This window comes from Marinicauda sp. Alg238-R41, from assembly GCF_947331485.1.
GTDB classification, from domain to species: Bacteria; Pseudomonadota; Alphaproteobacteria; order Caulobacterales; family Maricaulaceae; genus Marinicauda; species Marinicauda pacifica.
Genome location: NZ_CAMZOJ010000002.1, coordinates 339,577 through 361,628 on the forward strand (window position 1 = coordinate 339,577; position 22,052 = coordinate 361,628).

The 22,052-nt window shown below is 66.0% G+C and carries 21 protein-coding genes and 1 tRNA gene; 14 read left to right on the plus strand and 8 right to left on the minus strand.

Annotated elements, in window-relative coordinates:
* The first annotated feature begins 39 nt into the window (after nt 1-39).
* From PGP17_RS10135 to PGP17_RS10175, 9 genes are all read left to right on the plus strand, one after another.
* Nucleotides 40-1,248, plus strand: coding sequence for a bifunctional alpha/beta hydrolase/OsmC family protein (locus PGP17_RS10135; protein WP_270375237.1), 1,209 nt, complete (start codon nt 40-42; stop codon nt 1,246-1,248).
* 125 nt (nt 1,249-1,373) lie between these two features.
* Entirely contained in the window at nt 1,374-2,846 is a 1,473-nt protein-coding gene (locus tag PGP17_RS10140) for a Do family serine endopeptidase (protein WP_233342036.1), read from the plus strand.
* Between the two features lie 37 nt (nt 2,847-2,883).
* Nucleotides 2,884-3,558, plus strand: coding sequence for a response regulator transcription factor (locus PGP17_RS10145; protein ID WP_270375238.1), 675 nt, complete (start codon nt 2,884-2,886; stop codon nt 3,556-3,558).
* A gap of 31 nt (nt 3,559-3,589) precedes the next feature.
* On the plus strand, nt 3,590-5,005 hold the full coding sequence (locus PGP17_RS10150; protein ID WP_270375239.1) for a sensor histidine kinase: 1,416 nt from the start codon (nt 3,590-3,592) through the stop codon (nt 5,003-5,005).
* A gap of 37 nt (nt 5,006-5,042) precedes the next feature.
* Nucleotides 5,043-7,928 (plus strand): bifunctional [glutamine synthetase] adenylyltransferase/[glutamine synthetase]-adenylyl-L-tyrosine phosphorylase, encoded by a 2,886-nt coding sequence (locus tag PGP17_RS10155; protein ID WP_270375240.1) that lies wholly within the window; start codon nt 5,043-5,045, stop codon nt 7,926-7,928.
* Between the two features lie 61 nt (nt 7,929-7,989).
* Nucleotides 7,990-8,553 carry an EF-hand domain-containing protein gene (locus PGP17_RS10160; RefSeq protein ID WP_270375241.1) on the plus strand — a complete coding sequence of 188 codons (564 nt, stop codon included), beginning with the start codon at nt 7,990-7,992 and terminating at the stop codon, nt 8,551-8,553.
* Entirely contained in the window at nt 8,541-9,233 is a 693-nt protein-coding gene (locus tag PGP17_RS10165) for an RNA polymerase sigma factor (RefSeq protein ID WP_270375242.1), read from the plus strand. Before PGP17_RS10160 ends, PGP17_RS10165 begins: the two co-directional genes overlap by 13 nt.
* Nucleotides 9,233-9,655 carry a hypothetical protein gene (locus PGP17_RS10170; RefSeq protein ID WP_270375243.1) on the plus strand — a complete coding sequence of 141 codons (423 nt, stop codon included), beginning with the start codon at nt 9,233-9,235 and terminating at the stop codon, nt 9,653-9,655. Before PGP17_RS10165 ends, PGP17_RS10170 begins: the two co-directional genes overlap by 1 nt.
* A complete protein-coding gene (locus PGP17_RS10175; RefSeq protein ID WP_270375244.1) occupies nt 9,655-10,269 on the plus strand; it encodes a periplasmic heavy metal sensor in 615 nt (204 codons plus the stop codon). The genes PGP17_RS10170 and PGP17_RS10175 overlap by 1 nt, the downstream gene beginning before the upstream one ends.
* A gap of 9 nt (nt 10,270-10,278) precedes the next feature.
* On the opposite strand, the gene PGP17_RS10180 is transcribed toward PGP17_RS10175, so the two are convergent.
* From PGP17_RS10180 to PGP17_RS10190, 3 genes are all read right to left on the minus strand, one after another.
* Nucleotides 10,279-12,771 carry a PAS domain-containing sensor histidine kinase gene (locus tag PGP17_RS10180; RefSeq protein ID WP_270375245.1) on the minus strand — a complete coding sequence of 831 codons (2,493 nt, stop codon included), beginning with the start codon at nt 12,769-12,771 and terminating at the stop codon, nt 10,279-10,281.
* A 196-nt stretch (nt 12,772-12,967) separates the two neighbouring features.
* Complete coding sequence (locus PGP17_RS10185) at nt 12,968-13,564, minus strand: response regulator (RefSeq protein ID WP_270375246.1); 597 nt, start codon at nt 13,562-13,564, stop codon at nt 12,968-12,970.
* A 106-nt stretch (nt 13,565-13,670) separates the two neighbouring features.
* Nucleotides 13,671-14,204: a hypothetical protein gene (locus tag PGP17_RS10190; RefSeq protein ID WP_270375247.1), complete on the minus strand. Its 534-nt coding sequence runs from the start codon at nt 14,202-14,204 to the stop codon at nt 13,671-13,673.
* 234 nt (nt 14,205-14,438) lie between these two features.
* Between PGP17_RS10190 and dusA the strand changes: the two genes are divergently transcribed.
* Both dusA and PGP17_RS10200 read left to right on the plus strand, forming a co-directional pair.
* Nucleotides 14,439-15,437: a tRNA dihydrouridine(20/20a) synthase DusA gene (gene dusA / locus PGP17_RS10195; RefSeq protein WP_135945896.1), complete on the plus strand. Its 999-nt coding sequence runs from the start codon at nt 14,439-14,441 to the stop codon at nt 15,435-15,437.
* Nucleotides 15,434-16,252, plus strand: a complete 819-nt coding sequence (locus PGP17_RS10200) for a sulfite exporter TauE/SafE family protein (RefSeq protein WP_270375248.1) — start codon at nt 15,434-15,436, stop codon at nt 16,250-16,252. The genes dusA and PGP17_RS10200 overlap by 4 nt, the downstream gene beginning before the upstream one ends.
* On the opposite strand, the gene PGP17_RS10205 is transcribed toward PGP17_RS10200, so the two are convergent.
* Nucleotides 16,249-16,440: a DUF1289 domain-containing protein gene (locus PGP17_RS10205; protein ID WP_135945895.1), complete on the minus strand. Its 192-nt coding sequence runs from the start codon at nt 16,438-16,440 to the stop codon at nt 16,249-16,251. The two genes, PGP17_RS10200 and PGP17_RS10205, sit on opposite strands and share 4 nt — an antisense overlap.
* Nucleotides 16,441-16,554: 114 nt before the next feature.
* On the opposite strand from PGP17_RS10205, the gene PGP17_RS10210 reads away from it, so the two are divergent.
* Nucleotides 16,555-17,853, plus strand: coding sequence for a NupC/NupG family nucleoside CNT transporter (locus tag PGP17_RS10210; RefSeq protein WP_135945894.1), 1,299 nt, complete (start codon nt 16,555-16,557; stop codon nt 17,851-17,853).
* A gap of 58 nt (nt 17,854-17,911) precedes the next feature.
* On the opposite strand, the gene PGP17_RS10215 is transcribed toward PGP17_RS10210, so the two are convergent.
* On the minus strand, nt 17,912-18,583 hold the full coding sequence (locus PGP17_RS10215) for a c-type cytochrome (RefSeq protein WP_270375249.1): 672 nt from the start codon (nt 18,581-18,583) through the stop codon (nt 17,912-17,914).
* 137 nt (nt 18,584-18,720) lie between these two features.
* Here PGP17_RS10215 and PGP17_RS10220 point away from each other — a divergent pair, with 137 nt between their 5' ends.
* Together PGP17_RS10220 and PGP17_RS10225 are read left to right on the plus strand one after the other, a co-directional pair.
* Nucleotides 18,721-19,242 (plus strand): GNAT family N-acetyltransferase, encoded by a 522-nt coding sequence (locus PGP17_RS10220; protein ID WP_270375250.1) that lies wholly within the window; start codon nt 18,721-18,723, stop codon nt 19,240-19,242.
* Nucleotides 19,239-20,705, plus strand: a complete 1,467-nt coding sequence (locus PGP17_RS10225) for a RimK family protein (RefSeq protein ID WP_270375251.1) — start codon at nt 19,239-19,241, stop codon at nt 20,703-20,705. The genes PGP17_RS10220 and PGP17_RS10225 overlap by 4 nt, the downstream gene beginning before the upstream one ends.
* Nucleotides 20,706-20,721: 16 nt before the next feature.
* Here PGP17_RS10225 and PGP17_RS10230 read toward each other — a convergent pair.
* From PGP17_RS10230 to PGP17_RS10240, 3 genes are all read right to left on the minus strand, one after another.
* Nucleotides 20,722-20,797, minus strand: a tRNA-Thr gene (locus PGP17_RS10230).
* Between the two features lie 72 nt (nt 20,798-20,869).
* Nucleotides 20,870-21,385, minus strand: coding sequence for a helix-turn-helix domain-containing protein (locus PGP17_RS10235; RefSeq protein WP_270375252.1), 516 nt, complete (start codon nt 21,383-21,385; stop codon nt 20,870-20,872).
* A 55-nt stretch (nt 21,386-21,440) separates the two neighbouring features.
* Complete coding sequence (locus PGP17_RS10240) at nt 21,441-21,953, minus strand: GAF domain-containing protein (protein WP_270375253.1); 513 nt, start codon at nt 21,951-21,953, stop codon at nt 21,441-21,443.
* Nucleotides 21,954-22,052 lie beyond the last annotated feature (99 nt).

The following is a 22,052-nucleotide window of genomic DNA, read 5'->3' on the forward strand; positions in this document are numbered from 1 at the left end:
GCCATCTTTCGCAGGTGGCAATCAACAGGAGCGCAGGTCATGAGCGTGTCGAAAAAGGTGAGTTTTGAAGGCGCGCTGGGTGAGACGCTGGCCGCGCGTCTCGACCTGCCGCTCGGTCCGCCGCGCGCTTATGCGATCTTCGCCCATTGCTTTTCCTGCTCGAAGAACGCGCTCGCCGCGTCGCGCATTTCACGCGCGCTGGCGGAAGACGGAATCGCGGTGCTGCGCTTCGACTTTACCGGGCTCGGAGAGTCCGACGGCGATTTCGCCAATACCAATTTTTCCTCGAACGTCGAGGACCTGATCAAGGCCGCCGGCTTCCTGCGGGAGGAATACGCTGCGCCGACCCTGTTGGTCGGCCATTCGCTCGGCGGCGCGGCCGTGCTGGTGGCGGCCGGCAGCATTCCCGAGACCAAGGCGGTCGTGACCATCGGCGCTCCGGGCGACGCCGAGCATGTGACGAGCCAGTTCGCCGAACACATCGAAACCATCGAGACCGAGGGCGAGGCCGAAGTCGATCTGGCGGGACGCCCCTTCCGCATCCGCAAGCAGTTCCTGGACGATATCGAGGGCCATACGCTGACCGATATTGTGGCCGGGCTGGATGCGCCGCTGCTGATCGCGCACTCGCCGGTCGACGAGATCGTGGGTATCGACAACGCAACCAAGCTGTTCGTCAACGCCCGTCATCCCAAGAGCTTTCTGAGCCTGGACGGGGCGGACCACCTGCTGAGCGACGAGGCCGATGCCGAGCACGCGGCCCGGGTGATTGCCGCCTGGGCGGAACGCTATGCGCTGACGCCCCCGCCGCCCGAACCGGCGGCGGCCCCGCGCTCGAAATCCTCAGCCGTCGTGAAAGAAACCGGGCTGGGCACGTATCACGCGCAGGCCAGCACCGGTCCGCACCATTTCTTCGTGGACGAACCGCGCGAGATGGGCGGAGACGAGGGCGGTCCGAACCCCTACGACCTGCTGTCTGCCGCGCTGGCCGCGTGTACGACGATCACGCTGCGCATGTACGCCAACCGCAAGGACTGGGATGTCGGGCTGATCAGTACCCAGGTCATCCACTCGCGCGAAAAAGGCGCCAAACCGAACGAGGCCGCCGACACGTTCGACCGCGTCATCCGCACCGACAAGGCGCTGGACGAGACCGAGTGGGACAAGCTTCTGGAAATCGCCAACAAGTGCCCGGTGCACCGGACATTGGAGCGCGAAACCACGATCCGCACTTGCAAGGGTGAATAATGACCCCCAATTGCTGATTGGTAATGTTACGGTAATGGAGACGTGACCCGGGCTGCTTCATGAGTGGCGCCGTACCCGGGTGTCTCCCCAACACCGACACACTCGCAAACAGGATGGTCCGAAAAATGAGTTTCAAGATGCCACTGCGCACGCTTTCGACCGGTCTCGCCGCCGCGCTTCTGACGACCTCTGCGCTTCCCGCCATGAGCCAGGCTCAGCAGCCCCGGCCGCCTCTGGCCGCCGCCGTGCCGCAGGGCGCGCCGATGTCGTTTGCCGACCTGATCGAGCAGGTAAGCCCGGCGGTGGTGTCCATCGAGGCATCGGGCACCGTGTCCCGCGGCGAAACGCCGAACCTGGAAGACCTCCCGCCGCAATTCCGGGAATTCTTCGAGCGGTTCGGCGGCCTGCCCGATCAGCAGGAGCCCCAGGAACGCCGCGCGCAGGGATCTGGCTTCTTCATCTCCGCCGACGGCTACCTGGTGACCAACTATCACGTGATCCGCGACGCGGACGACATCACCATCGTAACCAAGGATGGCGACCGCTTCCCGGCCAATGTCATCGGCACCGACGAGGCTACCGATCTGGCGCTGCTTCGCGTCGAGGATGAAGACGAGACCTTCCCCTTTGTGACGCTGGACCAGGATCCTGACGTGCGCGTCGGCGACTGGGTCGTCGCCGTGGGCAATCCGTTCGGCCTCGGTGGCACGGCTACGGCGGGCATCGTTTCCGCGATCGGACGTCCGATCGGCGCGGTCTATACCGATTTCCTGCAACTGGATGCTCCGATCAACCGGGGTAATTCCGGCGGCCCGGCCTTCGACCTGGAAGGCAATGTTGTCGGCGTGAACTCGGCCATCTTCTCCCCGACCGGCGGCAATGTGGGCATCGGCTTCGCCATTCCCTCCGACCTGGCCTCCAGCGTCATCGCCCAGCTGCGTGAAGGCGGAACGGTCAGCCGGGGTTATCTCGGCGTGCGACCGCAAACGCTGACCGCCGACCTGAAGGACGCCCTGGGCCTGGACGAGGACCTGGAAGGGGTTCTGGTCCCGGAAGTCATCGCCGGAACGCCGGCTGCCCAAGGGGGCCTGCAGAACGGCGATGTAATCATCGAGGTCAATGACAACGAGGTCACCAGCGCCATCGAACTGACGCGGCGCATCGGCGCTTTCGCGCCGGGCGAAACCGTGCGTCTGACCGTTCTGCGCGACGGTGACGAACGCACGCTGCGCATCGAGCTGGCCGAGCGCCCGGGCGAGGACGAGCTGAACGGCACTGCCAACGATAACGAGGCCACGGACAGCTTCTTCGGCATGTCTCTCGAGCCCGCCGACGAGGAAACGCGCGAGGGCCTGGATATCGAGGGTGGCCGCGGCCTGTCGGTCGTCGGTGTCGCGCGCGGCTCGGAAGCGGCGGAGAAGAGCATTCGCCCCGGTGACGTGATCCTCGAAGCGGGCGGTCAGGACCTGATGTCGGTCGCCGACCTCGAGGCGGCAATCGAATCCGCGCGCGAACGCGGCCGCAGCGCGGTTCTCGTGCTCGTCGCCTCGCAGGGCGGGGTCCGCTACGCCGCGCTTCAGTTCGAGGACGAGGAATAGGCCATCCGGCCGGATTCCCGACGGGAGAGGAAGTGCCATGCGTCTCTTGATCATCGAAGACGACAAGGATGTCGCCAGCTTCATGAGCCGGGGCATGAAGGAAGCCGGCCACGTCATCGATGCGGCGCACGATGGCGAGACCGGCCTGGAGATGGCCCGCAATGGCGGTTACGACGTCCTGATTGTCGACCGCATGCTGCCCAAGCTCGATGGTCTGACGGTGATCGAAACGCTGCGCGGGGAGGGCGATCAGACCCCGGTTCTGATCCTCTCCGCCCTCGGCGAGGTCGATGACCGGGTCCAGGGCCTGAAAGCGGGCGGCGACGACTATCTGGTCAAGCCGTACGCCTTCGCCGAGCTGCTGGCCCGTGTCGAGGTCCTGGCGAGGCGCCGCGACCCGGACAGCGTGAAGACCCGGCTGACCGTGGGCACGCTGGACATGGACCTTCTGGCCCGCACCGTGCGGCGTGACGGCGAGGACATCCTGCTGCAACCGCGCGAATTCCGCCTGCTGGAATTCCTCATGCGCAATGCCGGCCAGGTGGTGACGCGCACCATGCTTCTGGAGAAGGTCTGGGATTATCATTTCGATCCCCAGACCAACGTGATCGACGTGCACATCTCCCGGCTTCGGTCGAAGATCGACAAGCCTTTCGGTGCGGAGATGCTGCATACCGTCCGCGGGGCAGGCTACCGGCTTTCCGCGCCGTGAGACGGGCCGCTCGGGCCGGGGAGGCTGAGACGTGAACTGGCGCATGCCCGCCTTCGCGCGCACGACCGCCTTCCGGCTGACGCTGATGGCGGCCGGCCTGTTCGCGGTGTCCAGCTTCGTGATCCTGGCGCTGGTCTACGCCTACTCGGTGGGGGCCGCCTCGCGGCGTGCCGATGCCACGATCGGCCAGGAAGTCGCGGCGGTCGAAAAACGCTTCGCCGAGGGCGGGCCGGGCCTGGCCAACCGCTACATCCTGCAGCGATCGGTCGGCGGGTCGGAGTTTCTCTATCTGCTGGTCGGGCCCGACGGGGAGCGAATGACGGGCAATATCTCGGCATTGCCCGCCGTTGCTCCCGACGAGGACGGGCGTATCCGCTTTACCTATGACCGGGCCCCGGTCGATGACGAGGACGGCCAAACCGATACGGCCACCGGGCGCGAGGCGCGCGGACGCATCGCCGCCTTGCCCGACGGGTATGCGCTCTTTGTCGGTCTCGACGTGCAGGAGGAAACGCGCCTCGTCGCCGGACTGCTCAACGCGATTCTGGTCGCCTCTGGTCTGGCGCTGGCGTTTGGGATCGTCTCCGGCGTGCTCGTCAGCCGCCGCTTCGCTGCACGTCTGGAGAGCATTAACGCCGCCGCGCGGCAGGTCATGACCGGCAAGTTTGCCACGCGTGCGCCGCGCACCCATTCCGGCGACGATCTCGACGATCTGGCGCGCCACTTCAACGACATGCTGGACCGGGTCGAGCACCTCATGCATCGCATGCGCACGGCCGGGGATTCCATCGCGCACGATCTGCGCCTGCCGCTGACGCGGATGCGCAGCCGGCTGGAAACGGCGCTGGTCGAGGGTGCGGACAAGACCGACTATGAAGCCGCGCTGGCTCAGGCTGTCAGCGATACCGATGAGTTGCTGAAGACCTTCAATGCCGTGCTGTCGCTGACCCGGCTGCAGACGGGCGAGCGCCGGCAGGCTTTCCAGACGCTGGACCCGGCCGAACTCCTGTCCGATATCGCCGAACTCTACGAGCCGGTGTGCGAGGATGCGGGGCTGGAGTTTTCCAGCGAGCTGGCCAGTGGCCTGACCATTCTGGGCGACCGCGAGCTGATCGCGCAGCTGGTCGCCAACCTCATCGACAATGCGGTCAAGTACGCGCCGGCGGGAGAGGCCATCTGCCTGCGCGTGCGTGAGACCGGGTCCGGCGCGGTGGAGATTTCCGTCACCGATACCGGGCCGGGCATTCCGGCCGAGGACCGGGTCCGCGTGCTGGAGCGTTTCGTGCGTCTCGAAGAAAGCCGCAACCAGCCCGGCGTCGGGCTGGGCCTGTCTCTGGTCCAGGCCATCGCCGAGGTGCATAGCGCCGCGCTGTCGCTCGATGACGGGCCGGGAACGGACGGCGCACCGGGCCTGAGGGTGGCGCTGGTCTTCCCGCAGGTGAAGTAGGCTTGCCCTTCCCGACCCGACGCGCCACCGTCTGTCCATGCCCGATCCCATCCCTGCCCGCCTGACCCGATCCCTTCCGGTATGCGACACCGAGCGTGCCGCGCGGGTACGCGCGCGCCTGCCGGAAGCGGCGAGGGAGGCGTGGGCGGAGGCGTCCGGATTCGTCGATGCGGTGTTTGCGGCCGCGCCCTATCTGGGGCGTCTGGCCGTCCGGCGGGCGGAGACCTTCCTGCGACTGGCGCGCGACAGCCCCGAAGCGGTGATCGCGGACGCCATCGAGCGCGCGCGGGCCGTCGCAGAGCTCAGCGATCACGACGAGGCGGCGCGCGTGCTGCGCGAGGCGAAGAGCGATCTTCATCTGGCTGCCGCGCTGGCCGATCTGTCCGGGGCCTATGACCTGTCCCATGCCGTGGGGGCGCTGACCGCCTTTGCCGATGCCAGCGTGCAGGGCGCTCTGGGCGCGGCAGCGCGCATCCGGGGCTTCGACGTTGAAGCCGACGACACGCCGCTGCCGGGCTATTTCGTCCTGGCGCTCGGCAAGATGGGCACCGGCACGCTGAACTATTCCTCCGATATCGATCTGGTCGTGCTGTTCGAGCCGGACCGGATCGTGACGCCCGCAGGCAAGGAACCGCAAAAGGCGCTCGACCGCCTGACGCAGACCTGGGTGCGGCTCATGTCGGAGGAGACTAGCGATGGCTATGTCTTCCGGGTCGATCTCAGACTGCGGCCCGACCCGTCCTCCACGCCGGTCTCGCTGTCGGCAGAATCGGCGCGGCGCTATTTCGAGGCGGTCGGACAGAACTGGGAGCGGGCCGCTTACGCCAAGGCGCGCGTCTGCGCAGGCGACAGGGAGGCGGGTGAAGCCTTCCTGCGCGATCTCGAACCCTTCATCTGGCGCCGGGCGCTGGATTTTGCTGCGGTCGAGGACATTCGCAGCCTGGCCAAGCAGATCCAGTCCATCGGGCGGCGTGCGGAGATCCGCGTCGCCGGCCATGACGTCAAGCTCGGCCGGGGCGGCATCAGGGAAGTCGAATTCTACGCGCAGGTGATGCAGTTGTTGTTCGGGGGGCGCAAGCCGGCCCTGCGGGTGCCGGACACGGTCGGGGCGCTGCGCGCGCTCCAGGCCGAGGACCTGATCGAGGCGGGGGAGGCTGAGGCCCTGATCGAGGACTACCGCACGCTGCGCCATGTCGAGCACCGCATCCAGATGCGCGAGGACGAGCAGACCCAGACCCTGCCCGTGGACCGCTCTGCCCGCGCGGCGGTCGCGGCCCTTTTCGGCGAAGCGGAGCTCGAGGCCTTCGATGCGCAGGTGACATCGGCCTTGCAGCGCATCCATGCCGCCTTCTCCGACCAGTTCGATGACGGCGACAGCCTGGCCACCGGCGAAGGCAGTCTGGTCCTGACCGGCGTGGAGCCCACACCGGATACGCTCGCCACGCTGAGCGCGCACGGATTTTCACAGCCTGAACAGATCTGGTCGCGGCTGTCTGGATGGGCGGCGGGCCGGGCCAGGGCCGGCCGGACCGAACGCGCGCGCGGCCTGTTTTCCAGGTTGGCGCCGCGCCTGGTCGAAGCGATCGGGGCCACCGGCGATGCCGACCGGACATTTGCGCGCTTTGCCAAATTCTTCGAGGGCCTGCCGTCGGGCGTCCAGCCGCTCTCCCTGCTGGTCAATCACCCCGAACTCGCCGACGAGCTGATTGCCATCCTCGGGCTGGCTCCGCGCCTGGCCGAGGTGCTCGCGCGCCGTCCCGCCCTGCTGGATATCATGCTGGATCCGTCCTTTACCCAGCCGCTGAAGACCGGCGACCGGACCAAGCTCGCCGAGCGCATGCGCGAGGTGCGCGGACGCGGCACACCCTTCGAGCTGGCGCTCAATCAGGCGCGGCGCATCGCGCGCGAGGAACGCCTGCGCATCGGGGCGCAGACCCTGCTGGGCCGGGCCAGTGCCGGCGAGGCAGGGCGCGCCTATACCGATCTCGCGGAGGCGGCAATCGAGGTCATGAGCGATGCGGCCCTCAACGAAGTGGCGCGCCGCCACGGCCCGCCCCCGGGCCGGTTTGCCATACTTGGACTTGGAAAGCTGGGCGGGTGCGAGCTTTCCGCGGACTCCGATCTGGACATCATGGTGGTCTACCAGGCCGATCGCGAGATGTCGGAGGGCGAACGCCCTATCGGATGCGACACCTGGTTTTCGAGATTCACGCAGCGCCTGGTCGCGGCGCTGTCGGCGCCGACCGAAGAAGGCGATCTGTTCGATGTCGACCTGGCCCTGCGGCCGTCGGGGTCGGCGGGTCCGGTGGCGGTCAGCCTGGCCCGGTTCGAGAGCTATTATCAGGGCGGGGAAGCCTGGACCTGGGAGCGCATGGCGCTGACACGCGCCCGTATCGTGGGCGGTCAGGGCCTGGACTCCGAGGTGAGCGCGGCGCTGGACGCGGCGATGGCGTGCGACGTTCCGGCCGGGGACATCCGGCGCGACGCGGCTGCGATGCGCGCGCGCCTGGAACGCGACAAGCCGGCTGGCTCGCTCTGGAATCTGAAGCTGCGGACCGGCGGGCTGATCGAGATCGAATTCATCGCCCAGACCGGACAGCTGGTGTTGGGCCGGCGCCTGTCGCCATCGACCGCTCAGGCCTTGCGGATGCTGGTGGAATGCGGCGCGCTCCCGGATGGCGACGGGGAAGCCCTGACCGGCGCGCTGCGCGACTACAGCCTGGTCACGCAGCTCCTGCGTCTGGCGCACGGGTCGGGCTTTGACCCCGACACCGCCAGCCTCCCCTTCGCCGAACGGCTGGGCGAGGCGGTGGGCGTGAGCGGCCTTCAGGCCCTGCAGGACAGACTGGACGACCATGCGGCCAGGGTTCGCGCCCTTTTCGTGGCCCATATCGGCGAGCCGCAGCTGGACAGCGACGGATAGTGACGGGCCGCAGCGTTCTAGCCTTCGAGGACTGACGACTGACCCTTAGGAGGCTTCACTCATGAAGACCGCATTGAAAACCACGCTTCTGGCCGCCGGCATCGCGCTGGGCGGACTCAGCGTTGCCGTCGCCGCGCCCGGACAGGGCCATCACGGGGGTGGCCGTGGCCATTCCGGACTGACCCATCTGGCCATGTTCGACCTGAATGGTGACAATACCGTCACACGAGACGAAATCGCCTCGCTGAAGGGCGAGGAGTTCGAATGGCGCGACCGTAATTCGGACGGCTATCTTGACGCGGAAGACGCCTCGCCCATGCATCGGCGCATGATGGAGATGCGCGAGGCCCGCCGCGAGGAGATGGGCGACGATGAAGATGGCCGGCGGGGCCGCGGCCATCGTGGCAGACGCGGCGAACGCGGCGGCTGGATGGACGGTCAGGACGCGGACGAAGATGGCCGGATCTCGCGCGCCGAGTTCGTCGACGGCGAAACCCGGATGTTCGACCGTCTCGACACCGATCAGGACGGTTCGGTGACGGCCGATGAACTCGATGCTGCGATGGAACGGCGCGAGGAGCGCCGTGAAGATCGCCGCGGATCGCGCCGCTGGTGGCGCAACTAGGAGCCAGGCCGCATCGTGCGGCCGGGGAGGGCGTCATCGCGCCACGACTGACCTTGATTGCGGGCGGCAAGTCCAGCTCGTCAGTCGACCGCGACGCCTTCCCCGGCGGCGATCTGGCGTATGCGCGCGCCCTGTCGCAGGGCGACCCGGCGGCGGCGCGCCTGTTCATGCGCCGCAATGTGCCGGTCATTCTGGGCCTCGCCCGGCGTCTGCTCGGCAGTGAGGCGGAAGCCGAGGATGCCGCGCAGGACGTGTACATCAAGGTATGGAGAGGCGCGGGCAGGTGGCAGCCCGGAACCGCTCGGTTCGATAGCTGGGTGGGACGTATCGCCATCAATGCCTGCTACGACCGTTTGCGCCGCCGCCGCGAGGTCTCCGGCGAGGTGCCCGAGCGGGCCGACACGGCACCTCTGGCCGACCGGAAGATCAGTGCCAGCCAGACCGCAAAGGCCGTGCGCGAAGCTGTGCAGGCATTGCCCGAACGCCAGAGACTGGCCCTGGAGCTGTGTCACTTCCAGGAGCACTCCAATATCGATGCCGCAACGATGATGGAGGTGAGTGTCGACGCCCTGGAATCGCTACTGGCGCGAGCGCGCCGCGGCTTGAAACAGGCGCTTGCCGACGAACAATCCAACCTCCTCTCCGGCCTGGCCGGGGGAGCTCACGAGGGAGAGAGCTGATGGACCGCACCCGCTTCGACCGCCTTGTCAGCGCCTATGGCGCAGCTCCATCGCGCTGGCCCGCCGCCGATCGCGAGGCAGCGCTTGTTTTCCTGCGCGACCACGCTGACGACGCTCTTCGCGCGCAGCTCGAAGAGGCCGCCCGGCTCGACCGCCTGCTGGAGTCCGCCCGGGACCTCACCGGGGTGCCGGGCAATCTTGAGGCGCGCCTGCTGGCCTCCGGTCCTGGGGCGAAATCGCGCCCAGGCATGGCGACCCCGCGATGGGCGAGCATGGCGGCTGCCGTCGCATTGATTGGCGGCCTGGGGCTGGGATGGTCGTTCGGGGAAACGGGCCAGCCGGACCGGGACGATATGGCGATCTATATTGCCGCGTTCGACAGTCTCCAGGCCGAGAATTCAGCCTGGGTGGAGGAAGAGTGATGTTTAACCGCACCGGCCTTGCCGCCAATCTCTGGGTCGGCCTTCTTGTCGTCTCTGTACTGGCCAACGGCATCCTGATCGGCGTGCTGTTGCAACGCGGGTTCGAGCAGCCGGGGGCCCGGGAGGATCGGGCTCTTGAAACGGTTCTCGGGCCGGGCCGCTTCAATCCGCGCGCCTTCTACGAAGCGTTGCCCGAGGAGGGACGCGCGGCCGCGCGCGAACGCATGATGGAGGGGCGCGGAGAAATCCGCCCCTTGCTGCGTGAAGCCGGTGCGGCACGCCGCGAGGCGGCCGCCGCCATTCTGGCCGAGCCCTTCGATACGGAACGCGCCGCCGAGGCGTTGCGCCGGGCGCGCGAGACGCGCGCCGCCGTCGAAGCGCAGGGCGAGCGCGTGCTGCTGGACATCGTTGAAGGTCTCGATCCGCAGACGCGCAGCGAGGTGCTGGCCGAGGCCTATTCGGGCCGTCCCCCCTTCGAGGGACGCCATCATCGCCGTCACGATCGCCGTGACCGTCATGAGCATCGCGAGCATAACCGCGGCGGCGACGGCGATGGAGATGACGCGGTCCGGGGAGACGAAGCTGCAGACGCGCCGGCCGGGCCGAACAACTAGTTTGGGGAATTACTCGGCGGCGTTGGCGTTCAGCTGAAACGCACCATGCTCGCCTGAGGCTTCGTCAGGCAGCTGCGCGGGCAGGGTGAAGGACACCGTGGTCCCTTTGCCGAGCGTGGAATCGATCCGCAACGTGCCGCCATGCAGCTCCACCAGAGACTTGGACAAGGCCAGGCCCAGGCCAGACCCTTCGTGCTTGCGCGAATGATGCGCTTCGATCTGCTCGAACGGGCGGCCAAGCCGGGGCAGGTCCTCTTCGGGAATGCCGATGCCGGTATCGCTGATCTGGAGCACGACGCCGTCCACCGCATTGAAGCCGCGCACGGTGACCCGGCCGTCCTCCGGGGTGAACTTCACGGCGTTTGACAGAAGATTGAGCAACACCTGCTTGATGGCACGCGGATCGGCTTCGATCTCCGGCAGGTCTTCGCCTTCCAGAACGATATTGATGTTCTTCTCGGCTGCGCGCGCGGAGACCAGGCGCAGGCATTGTTCGATCAAATCCATCGGAACGACCGGCTCGGCTGACAGAACCATCTTGCCGGCTTCGATCTTGGACATGTCGAGAATGTCGTTGATCAGCGAGAGCAGGTGTTGACCGGAATTGTAGATGTCGTTCGCATACTCGGTGTAGCGCTCGTGGCCGAGCGGGCCGAAAATGTTCTGGATCATCATTTCCGAGAAGCCGTTGATGGCATTGAGCGGCGTACGCAGCTCATGGCTCATGTTGGCGAGAAATTCGGATTTCGACCGGTTCGCCTGCTCGGCGCGGATCTTTTCTTCTTCATAGCTGTGCGCCAGTTCCTGGATCCGTTCCTGGGACCGTTTCAGGCTGTCGACACTCTGGCGCAACTGACGGTCATTGGCCTTGAGTGTCGCTTCGTGGCGTTTGAGCGCGGTAATGTCGGCGCCGACCGAGACCAGGCCGCCATCATTGGTGACCCGCTGGGAGTAGTGCAGCCAGCGCCCGTCCTTCAGCTCCATCTCGTAAGTAGCGTTCTCGCGCGCATCGGAATGGACGGCGAGAATGGCCTTTCCGGCGGCCGCCTCGGCATCGTCATAGGCCATGCCGGCTTTCAGCGCGTGCTCGTCGAGATCGAAGAATTCCCGGAACTTGCGGTTCCACAACACCAAGCGGCGCTTGGAGTCCCACAGCACGAAGCTCTCATTCATGGATTCCAGCGCGGCGCGCAGGCGCGATTCCGCCGCCGCGACGCGAGCCTGGGCGCCCTTGCGCTCGGTGATGTCGATGGCGACGCCCATGATGCGCCGGGCATCGCCGCGTTCGCTGACCATCGGACGGCCGCGCATCTGCATCCAGAGCGCGATTGAGTTGGCGCGCGCTTCCAGATTGACCTCTCCCGATTTGAGGGCGCCGCGCAGAGCCGTGCGAACGCGGCCCCGGTCTTCAGGGTCGAGCAGGCTGAGAAACTCCGGCCCACTGATGATCGAGGCTCCCTTGCGGCCCACCATGCGGGCGAAGGACTCGGTGATGAAGACGTCGTCGGTCGACAAATCCCAGTCCCACACGCCGCAGCGGGCGCCCTCGATCGCCAGACGGAAACGGCGCTCGGAGTCTTCAAGCTGCGCCTGGATGGTCTTCAGCTTGCCCATCTGGATCAGCAGGAGCGCACATAGCGCCACGGCCGCAAAGAGCGGCCCGAGGAACATCAGAAGATAGAAGATCAGCGTGCGGCGCCAGCCTGTCTGGTCGATGGCAGGCGGCCCCAGGCTATAGGTCTGGATCGGCGCGTCGGCGAGGGCTGCGACACCCAGAATGCGGTCCTGCTCGCCCATGCGTGCGCCTGAAATCGCTCCGCCCTGGCCGGCCACGCGCAGGATGCGCTCTGTCGACAGCCCGAACCGTTCGGCCGCAAAGGGTGCCCCGCGAAGCTGCACCGGAGGCTGCAAGGCAAGTGTGCGCCCTTCCGCGCTGGCCAGGATCGAGATCTGGTCAGGGCGGTTTTCCGGAAGAATGGCGGCCGGGTCCACCCAGACGACCAGGGCGCCGACCTGGCCGGTGGGCAGCGGCACGCCGGAGCCCATGACGATGCTGGAGGGCGGGCCGAGCAGGGTTGCCACACCGGTCGGGCTGGCCAGAGCCGCCTCGGCCGCCTCCCGGATATCGGCCTGCGTATCCGGCGAGCGGACCACGCTTCCGCCGGGCAGAAGCAGGGCGGCCCCGGAAATCAGGCTGGACTCGGTCAATGTCTGCAGACGGATCCGGGCGACGTCTTCAATGCGGTCTGCCTCGGCCGTCGACAGGTCGGCGGCGGCGAAGGCGAGGGCGCCGCGCACCTCGGCCAGACGTCCGCTGACGCGCTCGGCCAGGAAGGCGGCGGTGCGCGCCTGGGTACCTTCGGCTTCCTCGACCGTGTCGGCCCATTCCTGCTGGAGCTTGAAGGCGATGATCGCGCCGAAGATCATCGAGAACGCGATCACCGCGAAGAGGACGCGGCGCGGCGTCAGCCCGCCGCGCATGGGGCGAGCTTGCTCGGTCATCCCGACAGAGCCATCCGCAGAAGCGGACGCGGATCGCAGGCGCGCCTCGGTCATTGTGTGATTTAACGGAGAGTGAACGCGTTCGTCCAGCAGAATGAAAAGTTTAAGCAGGAAACCGCATGCGTTTGCGAGGCATGATTAAACAATCGCGACGGTTTTGTTGTAATCAGGCGACACGTCTTGCTTTTCTGCCAGTCTAGCCGGCCTGTTCCAGTATGGCCTCTGCTGCTTGCGACGCCGCTTCGCCGGCGGCTTTCGGGGCCGTTTCGCCATCTGGGGCTTGGGGTTGTGGGGCCTCGATCGGCGTCTTGCGCCGCTCTTTTTCAGCCGGCCACTCGATTGTGCGGCGACGGCGGTCCGGTCCAAAAAACGTCTTGGTGCGCACGAACGGGCGCGGCTCGTTCACGCAGGCCGCGATCTTGCGCCACAGCTCGCTGGCATTGATGGGCTTGGCGCAGATTTCGGTCACGCCGGCGTCTCGCGCACTCAGGATGCGCGAACGTTCAGTATAGGCGGTCAAGAGGATGATCGGCACGAACCGGTTGTGGCTGTCGGCTGCGGTGCGCAGCATGCGCGTGAATTCCAGTCCGTCCAGCATATCCATCTGATAATCGAGAATAATCAGGTCGATGCTGTCATTGCGGGCAATGTCGATGGCCTCGGCCGGGTCGCGGCTCTCGAAGATATGAACGATGCCGAACCCGCGCATCATTGTGCGTACGATGTGCAGCATGTGGCTGTTATCGTCGACGAGGAGGACCGTTAGCCGGTCGAGACCGGGAAAAAATTGCACGAGCGACACCTGAAACTGTACCGTTTAAGTGAAGATAGTCTCCGCTGCGCGCTTACCAAGGTGTTAGCCAGGCGACCCATAAATTATTCAGACGACCTGCATTCCGCTAGGTGTCCGATTGGGGTGTGTTCTTGACTGCCCGGACGGTGTCCTTGGCGCGGCGGGCGAGGGAAAGCAGCTCATCGCCCGCCCCCGGATCGTCGCCGGTCAGGCGAACCAGCGCCTCGGCGAGGGCAAGAAGGCGCGGAGCATTCGCGACCAGACGGGCCTGCGCCTCTATCCGGTTGGGATCGCGGTCGTATTCCGCACCGGGCACACGCCACCCGCCCCAGTCGCGCTCATCGGTGACGACCACAGGGTAGGTCCCGGGATGCGGGTGGTGAATGCACTCGTCGGCGGTCTGCCACTTGTTCTTTACCCGCATGAGGCGCCACTGGCCGGGCTGGACATCGGCGTCAGCGGTTTCCTCGGCGGCGAGCTCTGCAGCGGAGAAGTCACGCCCGAGCCCGCAATCGTAGAAGACCTTGACCGGCTCTTCGACGTCCTTGACCCATTGCGGCTTGACCTGCTCCACCATCGCCCAGGTTCCGACCGGGCGCACGAAGACACGCTGGTGTTTCTGAAAGACGGCCTTGGCCATGGATGTCCGCTCCACTTCTGGCAGAAGCATAGGCCCGAAAGCCTCAAATCCCCGTTAAATGTCAGGGTTAAAAATGGACAGTTTGGGGCTGCGTCAGTCGCTGGCTCAGTTCAGGTCCCGCCCTGGGGCCTCATCGGTTCGCGGCAATCGTGGCCGCGAATTTCTTCGATGCAGGCAAAACAGCTCGGTCCCGGCCCGTTTGCGCTTTTTCTGCTGCCGAACTAAATGATCACAATGACCGCACACCCGCACACCCTGGATCGCCGGTTCACCGTGGCGCCCATGATGGACTGGACCGACCGGCATTGCCGGGCCTTCCATCGTGTCCTGACGCGGCGCGCCGTGCTTTATACCGAGATGGCGGTCGACCAGGCAGTGATCCACGGCGATGCGCCGCGCCTGATCGGATTTGATGCGAGCGAGCACCCGGTCGCGATCCAGCTGGGCGGATCGGACCCGCGCTTCCTGACCGAAGCTGCGCGCATCGCGGAAGGCTTCGGCTATGCTGAGATCAATCTGAATGTGGGCTGTCCGTCCGACCGGGTCCAGTCCGGCAAGTTCGGTGCCTGCCTGATGCGCGAGCCGGAGCTTGTGGCCGAATGCCTGGCGGCGATGCGCGATGCAGTCGACGTGCCGGTCACGGTCAAGCACCGGCTCGGCGTGGACGACCAGGATCCCGAGCAGACGCTTTTCTCCTTCGTCGACACGGTCGCCGCCTCGGGCGTGACCACCTTCATCGTGCATGCCCGCAAGGCGTGGCTGAAAGGGTTGAGCCCGAAGGAGAACCGGGACGTGCCCCCGCTCGACTACGCGCTGGTGCGCCGCCTGAAGACGGCGCGCCCGGACCTTGAAATCCTGCTCAATGGCGGTCTCGCCACGCTGGATCAATCGGTCGAGGAGATGAGCGGCGTGGACGGTGTCATGCTGGGCCGGGCCGCGTACCACACACCATTCGAGCTGGCGCGCGTCGACAGCCGCCTCTATGGCGAGCGCGACCCGGTAGAGACACCGTTCGACGCGCTGGAAGCGTACCGGCCTTATGTGGAAGGCGCGCTCGCCGCGGGCACGCGTCTTCACGCCATCACCCGCCACATGCTCGGCCTGTTTACCGGCATGCCCGGCGCGCGCCGCTGGCGCCAAATCCTCTCCAGCGAGGCCAACCGGCCGGGTGCGGACTGGTCGGTTGTCGCGCGCGCGGCGGAGGCCGTCTCGGAGGCGAGACAGGCCGCGTGACCGCGCAGATCTGGGTCTTCTTCGCCGGGCTCCTGGCCACGGGCGCCTTTGCCGGTCTGATCGCCGGCCTGTTCGGGATTGGCGGCGGCGTCGTGATGGTCCCCGCCCTCTACTACACGCTGAGCGCGCTCGGCTATGAAGACCACGCCATGCATGCCGCGGTGGGAACCTCGCTCACCGTCATCGTCTCGACCTCGCTGCGCTCCGTCGCCGCGCATGCCGGCCGCGGCGCGGTCGATTTCGACGTGCTGCGCCGCTGGACCCCCTGGATCGTACTTGGCGCCCTGACCGGGTCGGTGATTGCCGACCTCGCCCCGGGCGAAGTCCTGACCGCGCTGTTCGGCATCGTCGCCCTGCTTTTGTCCGCGCAATTCTTTTTCGGCCGGCCCGACTGGAAGCTGGCGCAGGACCTGCCCGGCCTGCCGATGAGCGGTGTTCTGGGCACGCTGATCGGCACGCTATCCAGCCTCATGGGGATTGGCGGCGGGGTCTTCGGCGTCACGCTGATGACGCTGTGCGGCAAGCCGATCCACAAGGCGGTCGGGACCGCGGCCGGCTTCGGCGTGGCGATCGGTCTGCCGGGGGCCATCGGCTTCATGGTCGCCGGCATGGGCGAGCTTGGCCGGGCGCCGTTCTCTCTGGGTTATGTGAACATGGCCGCCTTCGCGGTGCTGGCGATTGCCGCCGTCTTTCTCGCCCCGGTCGGCGCGCGCCTTGCCCATGCCCTGCCCGAGCACAGGCTGCGACAGGCCTTCGCGATCGGGCTGGTGATCGTCGCGCTGAACATGTTGCGCGAGGCATTCTTCACGGGCTAGCCGGCCTTGCGTGCCAGATAGGCTGCGCGACGCTTTTCAAGCTCCGGTTTGAGCGCGGCGCGTTCGGCGTCGGTAAACCGGGTCCACCGGCCGAGCTCCTCAAGCGTGCGAAAACAGCCGACGCACATCCGGTCCTCCGGGTCGACGAAGCAGACCTGTATGCAGGGAGACCAGATCGCGCGTTTCATGGCGGGGACAGTGTCGTTTCGCGCACGACAGTTCAAGCGCTGGAAAACCGTCCGTCTACACATTAGGGTGCGCGCCCGGGACCGGGATTTCTCAACAACTCGAAGGCAGACACGATGGAAGACGCGGGGCTTCAGCTGCGCAGCCTGATTGGCGTTTTTGCGTTTATCGCAATCGCCTGGGCATTCGGCCCGCGGCGCAAGCCGCCATTCCTCCTCATCGCCGGCGCGGTCGCTGTCCAGTTCGTGATTGCGGTCATGCTGTATTCGCTCGCGCCCACGCGTGCCTTCCTGGCCTCGCTGACCGGCGTCGTGGATGCGCTGCAGAAGGCGACCCTTGAGGGAACGAGCTTCGTCTTCGGCTATCTGGGCAGCCAGCAGGCCGCGGACATGCCGTTCCAGCCTGTCGCGATCAATCCCGACGGGACGGTGCCGGGAGCGTTCACCTTTGCTTTCCATGCCCTGCCGATGGTCATTGTCCTTTCCGCCCTTTCGGCGCTGCTGTGGCGCTGGCGCATTCTCGAGTTTGCCGTGCGCGCTTTCGCGCTGCTCTTTCGGCGCATCCTCCAGCTTTCAGGCGCGGCCTCGCTCGGCGCGGCTGCCAACATCTTCCTGGGGATGACCGAAAGCCCGGTTCTGATCCGTCCGCGCCTGGCCACGATGAGCCGGTCGGACCTCTTCCTGATCATGACGGTCGGGTTTTCCACGGTCGCCGGGTCGGTGATGGCGATCTACGTGTCGCAGCTCTCAGGAGTGCTGCCCGACGCCGCCGGCCACATCGTCACGGCCTCGCTCATCTCCGTGCCCGCGGCGGTTCTGCTTGCCCGCGTGATGCACCCGGCGGAGCCGGGTGAGGAGATGACGGGACAGGAGCCGATCCCGGTCAATCTCTATCATTCCACGATGGACGCTCTCACCACCGGCGTGACCGACGGCGTGAAGCTGTTCATCAACATCATCGCCATGCTGCTGGTCTTCACCGCTCTGGTGACCCTGCTCAACATGATGCTGACCGTCTTTCCCGACTTTTTCGGCGCGCCCATCTCGGTCGAGCGCTTCATGGGCTGGATCTTCTCGCCGCTGGTCTGGCTTGCCGGCATTCCGTGGGCCGAAGCGAACCAGGCCGGCTCCATCATGGGCTACAAGACGGCGCTGAACGAGATTCTGGCCTATGCCGAGCTCGCCAATGCGGAGGGCCTGTCGCCGCGCACCACGCTGATCTTGACCTACGCGGTCTGCGGTTTCGCCAACTTTTCCTCGGTCGGCATCCTGATCGGCGGATTGATGGCGGTCGCGCCCTCGCGCCGAGAGGACATTCTGGCGCTGGCGCCGCGCGCGCTCATCTCCGGCTCCCTGGCCACGCTGATGACCGGCGCGGTGATCGGAGCCCTCCCGGGAAGCCTGTTCGGACTGTAGACGCGAAAACGCCCCTCCCGGCGGGGAGGGGCGTTTCAAGCCCTGCCTCGGGCCGCGATCATTCGACCGGTTCGGCGTGGGTCTCGACCGCCAGGTACGCAATCACGTCGTGACGGTCCTGCTCGTCGCGCAACCCGGGGAAAGCCATGCGGTTGCCGGGGAGGAATTCGCGCGGATTGGCCAGCCATTCTTCAAGCCGGTCCGGCGTCCATTCGAAATCGGCGTTCTGGACCGCATCGGAATAGCGGAAGCCTTCGACCGTGCCGGCTTCGCGCCCAAAGACACCGTGCAGGTTCGGACCGACCAGATTGCGCGCGCCCTCGGGAAGCGTGTGGCAGGCGGCGCAGCGCCGGAAAACACGTTCGCCATTTTCGAGATCGGCTTGCGTATAGGGAGCACCGAATCCGGCGAGGATGGTTTGTGCCTCCTCGCTCATGGCCGGTGTCTCGTCCGCCGTCGCTTGATCCGGAGCAGTTTCGCCAGTCTGATCGGCGTCGGCATCACCGGTCGGGTTGCCATAGGCCGGATCGGGCTCGGCGCTGTCTTGCGACGCGGATGCGGTTTCGGTGCTTCCGCGCGCCGGCGTCTCCGGTCCATGACCAGTGTCCACCTCGCTGTGCGAGGCGGCATCGCCCTCGGGCGCCATCGGTTCGGACTCAGGGTCCTGGCCCGGGCCGCAAGCGGCGAGCACAAGCGCGGATACAGCGGTCAGCAGGCTCAATCGGGTCATCGGCTCGGGACTCCTTGAAGATGATTGGTTCAAATTCGCTTCGTGTCTCAATAGCGCGCCAGGGCCTGCGGGTTCAACGCGCGAGATGACGCAACCGGTTCCATAGCGCTACATACTCCTCGCCCCAGTCCGCCTCCATGAGTCGTCCCTTGACCTCGAACCCGCACGCGCCGTCATCGTCTGTCCACATCCGCCCCGCCGGGCCCGCAGACCTCGATGCGATCGATGCGCTGGAGCGCGGCGCGTTTGCTCAGGATCGCTTTGCCCGCCGCAATCTGCGCCGGTTGCTCACGCGTCCCTCCGCCCTGGTCCTGCTGGCCGAGCGCGCCGGGGAACACGGTCCGGAGCGCGTGGGTTATGCGTTGATCCTCTACCGGCGCAATGCGACGGTGGCCCGGCTCTATTCGATCGCCGTGGACGAGACGGCACGCGGTCAGGGTATCGGTCCGGCACTGGTCGAGGAAGCCGCGCGCCACGCCGCACAGCGCGGATGCCGACGTTTGCGGCTGGAGGTTCGCCGGTCGAACGGCGCTGCGCAGCGAAGTTATGAGAGAAGCGCTTTTCGCCGAACCGGAATTCGCCCAGCATACTATGATGACGGAGAGGATGCGGTGATCATGGAGACCGAGATCGCAATGCGAGAACACACACAGTCATGAGCGATTGGCTCCTTCTGGTCGACCATTCCGGTGACCTGGCCCAGCACGAGACGCCCCACAAGGTGCTCAAGGTCGCCGACTACCTGACCAAGCCCCGGCTCTTCTCCGACCGCCGGCCCAACATCATCAACCTGTCACGCTCCTACGCCTATCAGAGCGCAGGCTATTATGCCTCACTGCTCGCGGAGGCGCGCGCTCACCGCATCGTGCCGACGGTGCAAAGCATGGTCGAGCTGTCGCGCAAGTCGCTCTACGTGTCGGCGCTGCCTGAACTCAACGCTGCGCTGGCCCGCGATCTCGACGCCCTCGCGGAGCGGCCGGAGCGCTTTCTCGTCGCATTCGGGCGTCCCGAGCTTGCCGGCTTCAAGCGGTTTTCGAAGTTACTGTTCGACTGGTTCCGCGTGCCCGCCATCGAGGTGCGCCTGAACGAAGCGGGTGGTATCGACAAGCTGCGCCCGGTTTCGATCCATGCGCTGAAAGGCGAACGCCGCGACTTCTTCCTGGACGCGCTGGACTCCCATACCAAGCGGAGCTGGAGCCCGCAGAAAGCCCGCACTCCGGCGCGCTGGTCGCTCGCGGTGCTGGTCGACCCCAAGGAGGAGAAGCCGCCATCGAACGCGGCCTCTCTCAAGAAGCTGGCAGCGGTGGCCTCGCGCGAGCATGTCGAGGTGCAGCCGATCGGGCCGAACGATCTGGCCAATCTGGCCGAGTATGATGCGCTCTTTATCCGCGCGACCACGGCGATCGACAACTTCACCTATCGCTTCGCGCGGCGCGCCGAGCAGGAAGGCATGCCGGTCATCGACGACACCCAGTCCATGATCCGCTGCACCAACAAGGTCTATCTCAAGGAGCTGCTGGAAAAGGCGGGCATTCCCGCACCGCGCACCCTGATCCTCGACGAAGACGCGAACCTCTCCGACGTGATGGAATCGCTCGGCAGCCCGGTCGTGCTGAAGGCTCCGGACGGGTCGTTCTCGCGCTCGGTCCACAAGGTGGCCACGCGCGAGGAGCTGACGAAGAAGGCCAAGGCGCTGTTCAAGGACACCGCGCTGATCATCGCCCAGGAATACATGCCCACCACATTCGACTGGCGAGTCGGGGTGCTCGGCGGCAAGCCCCTGTTTGCCTGCCAGTACAAGATGGCCCGGGGCCACTGGCAGATCATCAAGCACGGAGAGGGAGGCAAGATGACCGAAGGCGGCTCGGCCACCTTCGCCATCGAGGATACACCCGCCGAGGTCATCGATATTGCCGTTCGGGCCGCCCGCGTGATCGGCGACGGGCTCTACGGCGTCGATATCAAGCAGAACGAAGCCGGGGTGTTCGTCATCGAGGTCAACGACAACCCGAACATGGAACACGATGTGGAAGGCCTGGTCCTGAAGGACGAGATGTGGAAGCAGCTCATCGCCTGGTTCGCCGTGCGTCTGGAAACGCGTATCGGCCACCTGCCTCGATAATCGCCGGGTGTGAAAATGGTGCCGGTTGAGGGACTCGAACCCCCGACCTTCGGTTTACAAAACCGCTGCTCTACCAGCTGAGCTAAACCGGCCTGTCGGTCTTGCGACAACCGGCGCCTCCTATACGCGCGGGCCCCGGCGCGTGCAAGCCGGGCAGCAGCGTCCTAGTGCGTGCGGATGATCTCCACCAGGGCAAGGCGGGAGCCGTGATCGTCGACCACGAGCTGGAGATTGAGATGCAGCTTGGCTCCGTCGATCGTGATCGGGCGCGTCACCGGTTGCTGGGTCGCATCCACGAGCGCGCTGCGAGTCTGTGAAACCGCTTGGGCGATCGTATCCATGGCATTGTCGGGAGCGGTCGCCCCGGCCTCAGCCCAGCGTTCGAAACCGCGCGATACGGTGAGCGGATCGCTTTCCGCACCCATCAGGCGGTAGAGGGCGAACAGGCCGTCCAGACGGGACACGGCCGCGCGCCAATAGTCAAAACTCGACTGGTTCGTGGGATTGGCGAGCAGGGCCTCGATGCTGTCCGCCAGCTGCTGGCTGGCCTCCATCACGCCGGATTCCAGCCGGGAAATCGTGGCCTGGCTGACGCCGAGATCCGCCGCGAGCGCTTCCTGCTTGATCCGTTGACGGATACGGAAGGCGCGAAGCTTTTCACCCAGGTGCAGTCTCGACATGGTGCTTCCTTCTTGAAAAGGCGGTCAGTGCGCAGGCCGGGCAATCAGCCCGATTTCACGATCCTGTGCGCAAGTTCGAATCCGTCTCCATCTCGATCTCCTGGCGATGGGCTGTCAGCGCCGTCATGGCAAACTGGGCGAACCCGAAAAGCATGGTCAGTTCGTCGTCTTTCAGTGTACGCGGCTGCGCATCGATGATGCAGAACGTCCCGAGCGCGGCGCCTTGCTTGTCGATGAGCGGAATGCCCGCATAGAAGCGGATGAAGGGGTGGCCGGTAACCAGCGGGTTGTTCTTGAAGACCGGGTGGCTGGCGGCATCCTCGACAATAAAGGGTTCGGTGCTGACGATGGCGTGCGTGCAGAACGAGATTTCCCGCTCGGTCTCGCAGACATCAAGCCCGTGCCGCGCCTTGAACCACTGGCGCGATTCATCCACCAGCGTGACGAGGGCAATCGGCACATCGAGGGCAATCGCGGCGGTGTTTGTGATCGCCTGAAACCGCGGATCGGGGTCGGTGTCCAGAACCTGGTAGCGCCTGAGCGCCGCGACCCGTTCAGCGTCGGTCATCGAAGCCATGTCAGCGTGTCTCCCATTGCCCGATAGTCCAGGCGACGTGGTTGTAGCGTTTGCACGAACATGACCGAATTTTCGATCTGCCGTCGAGTC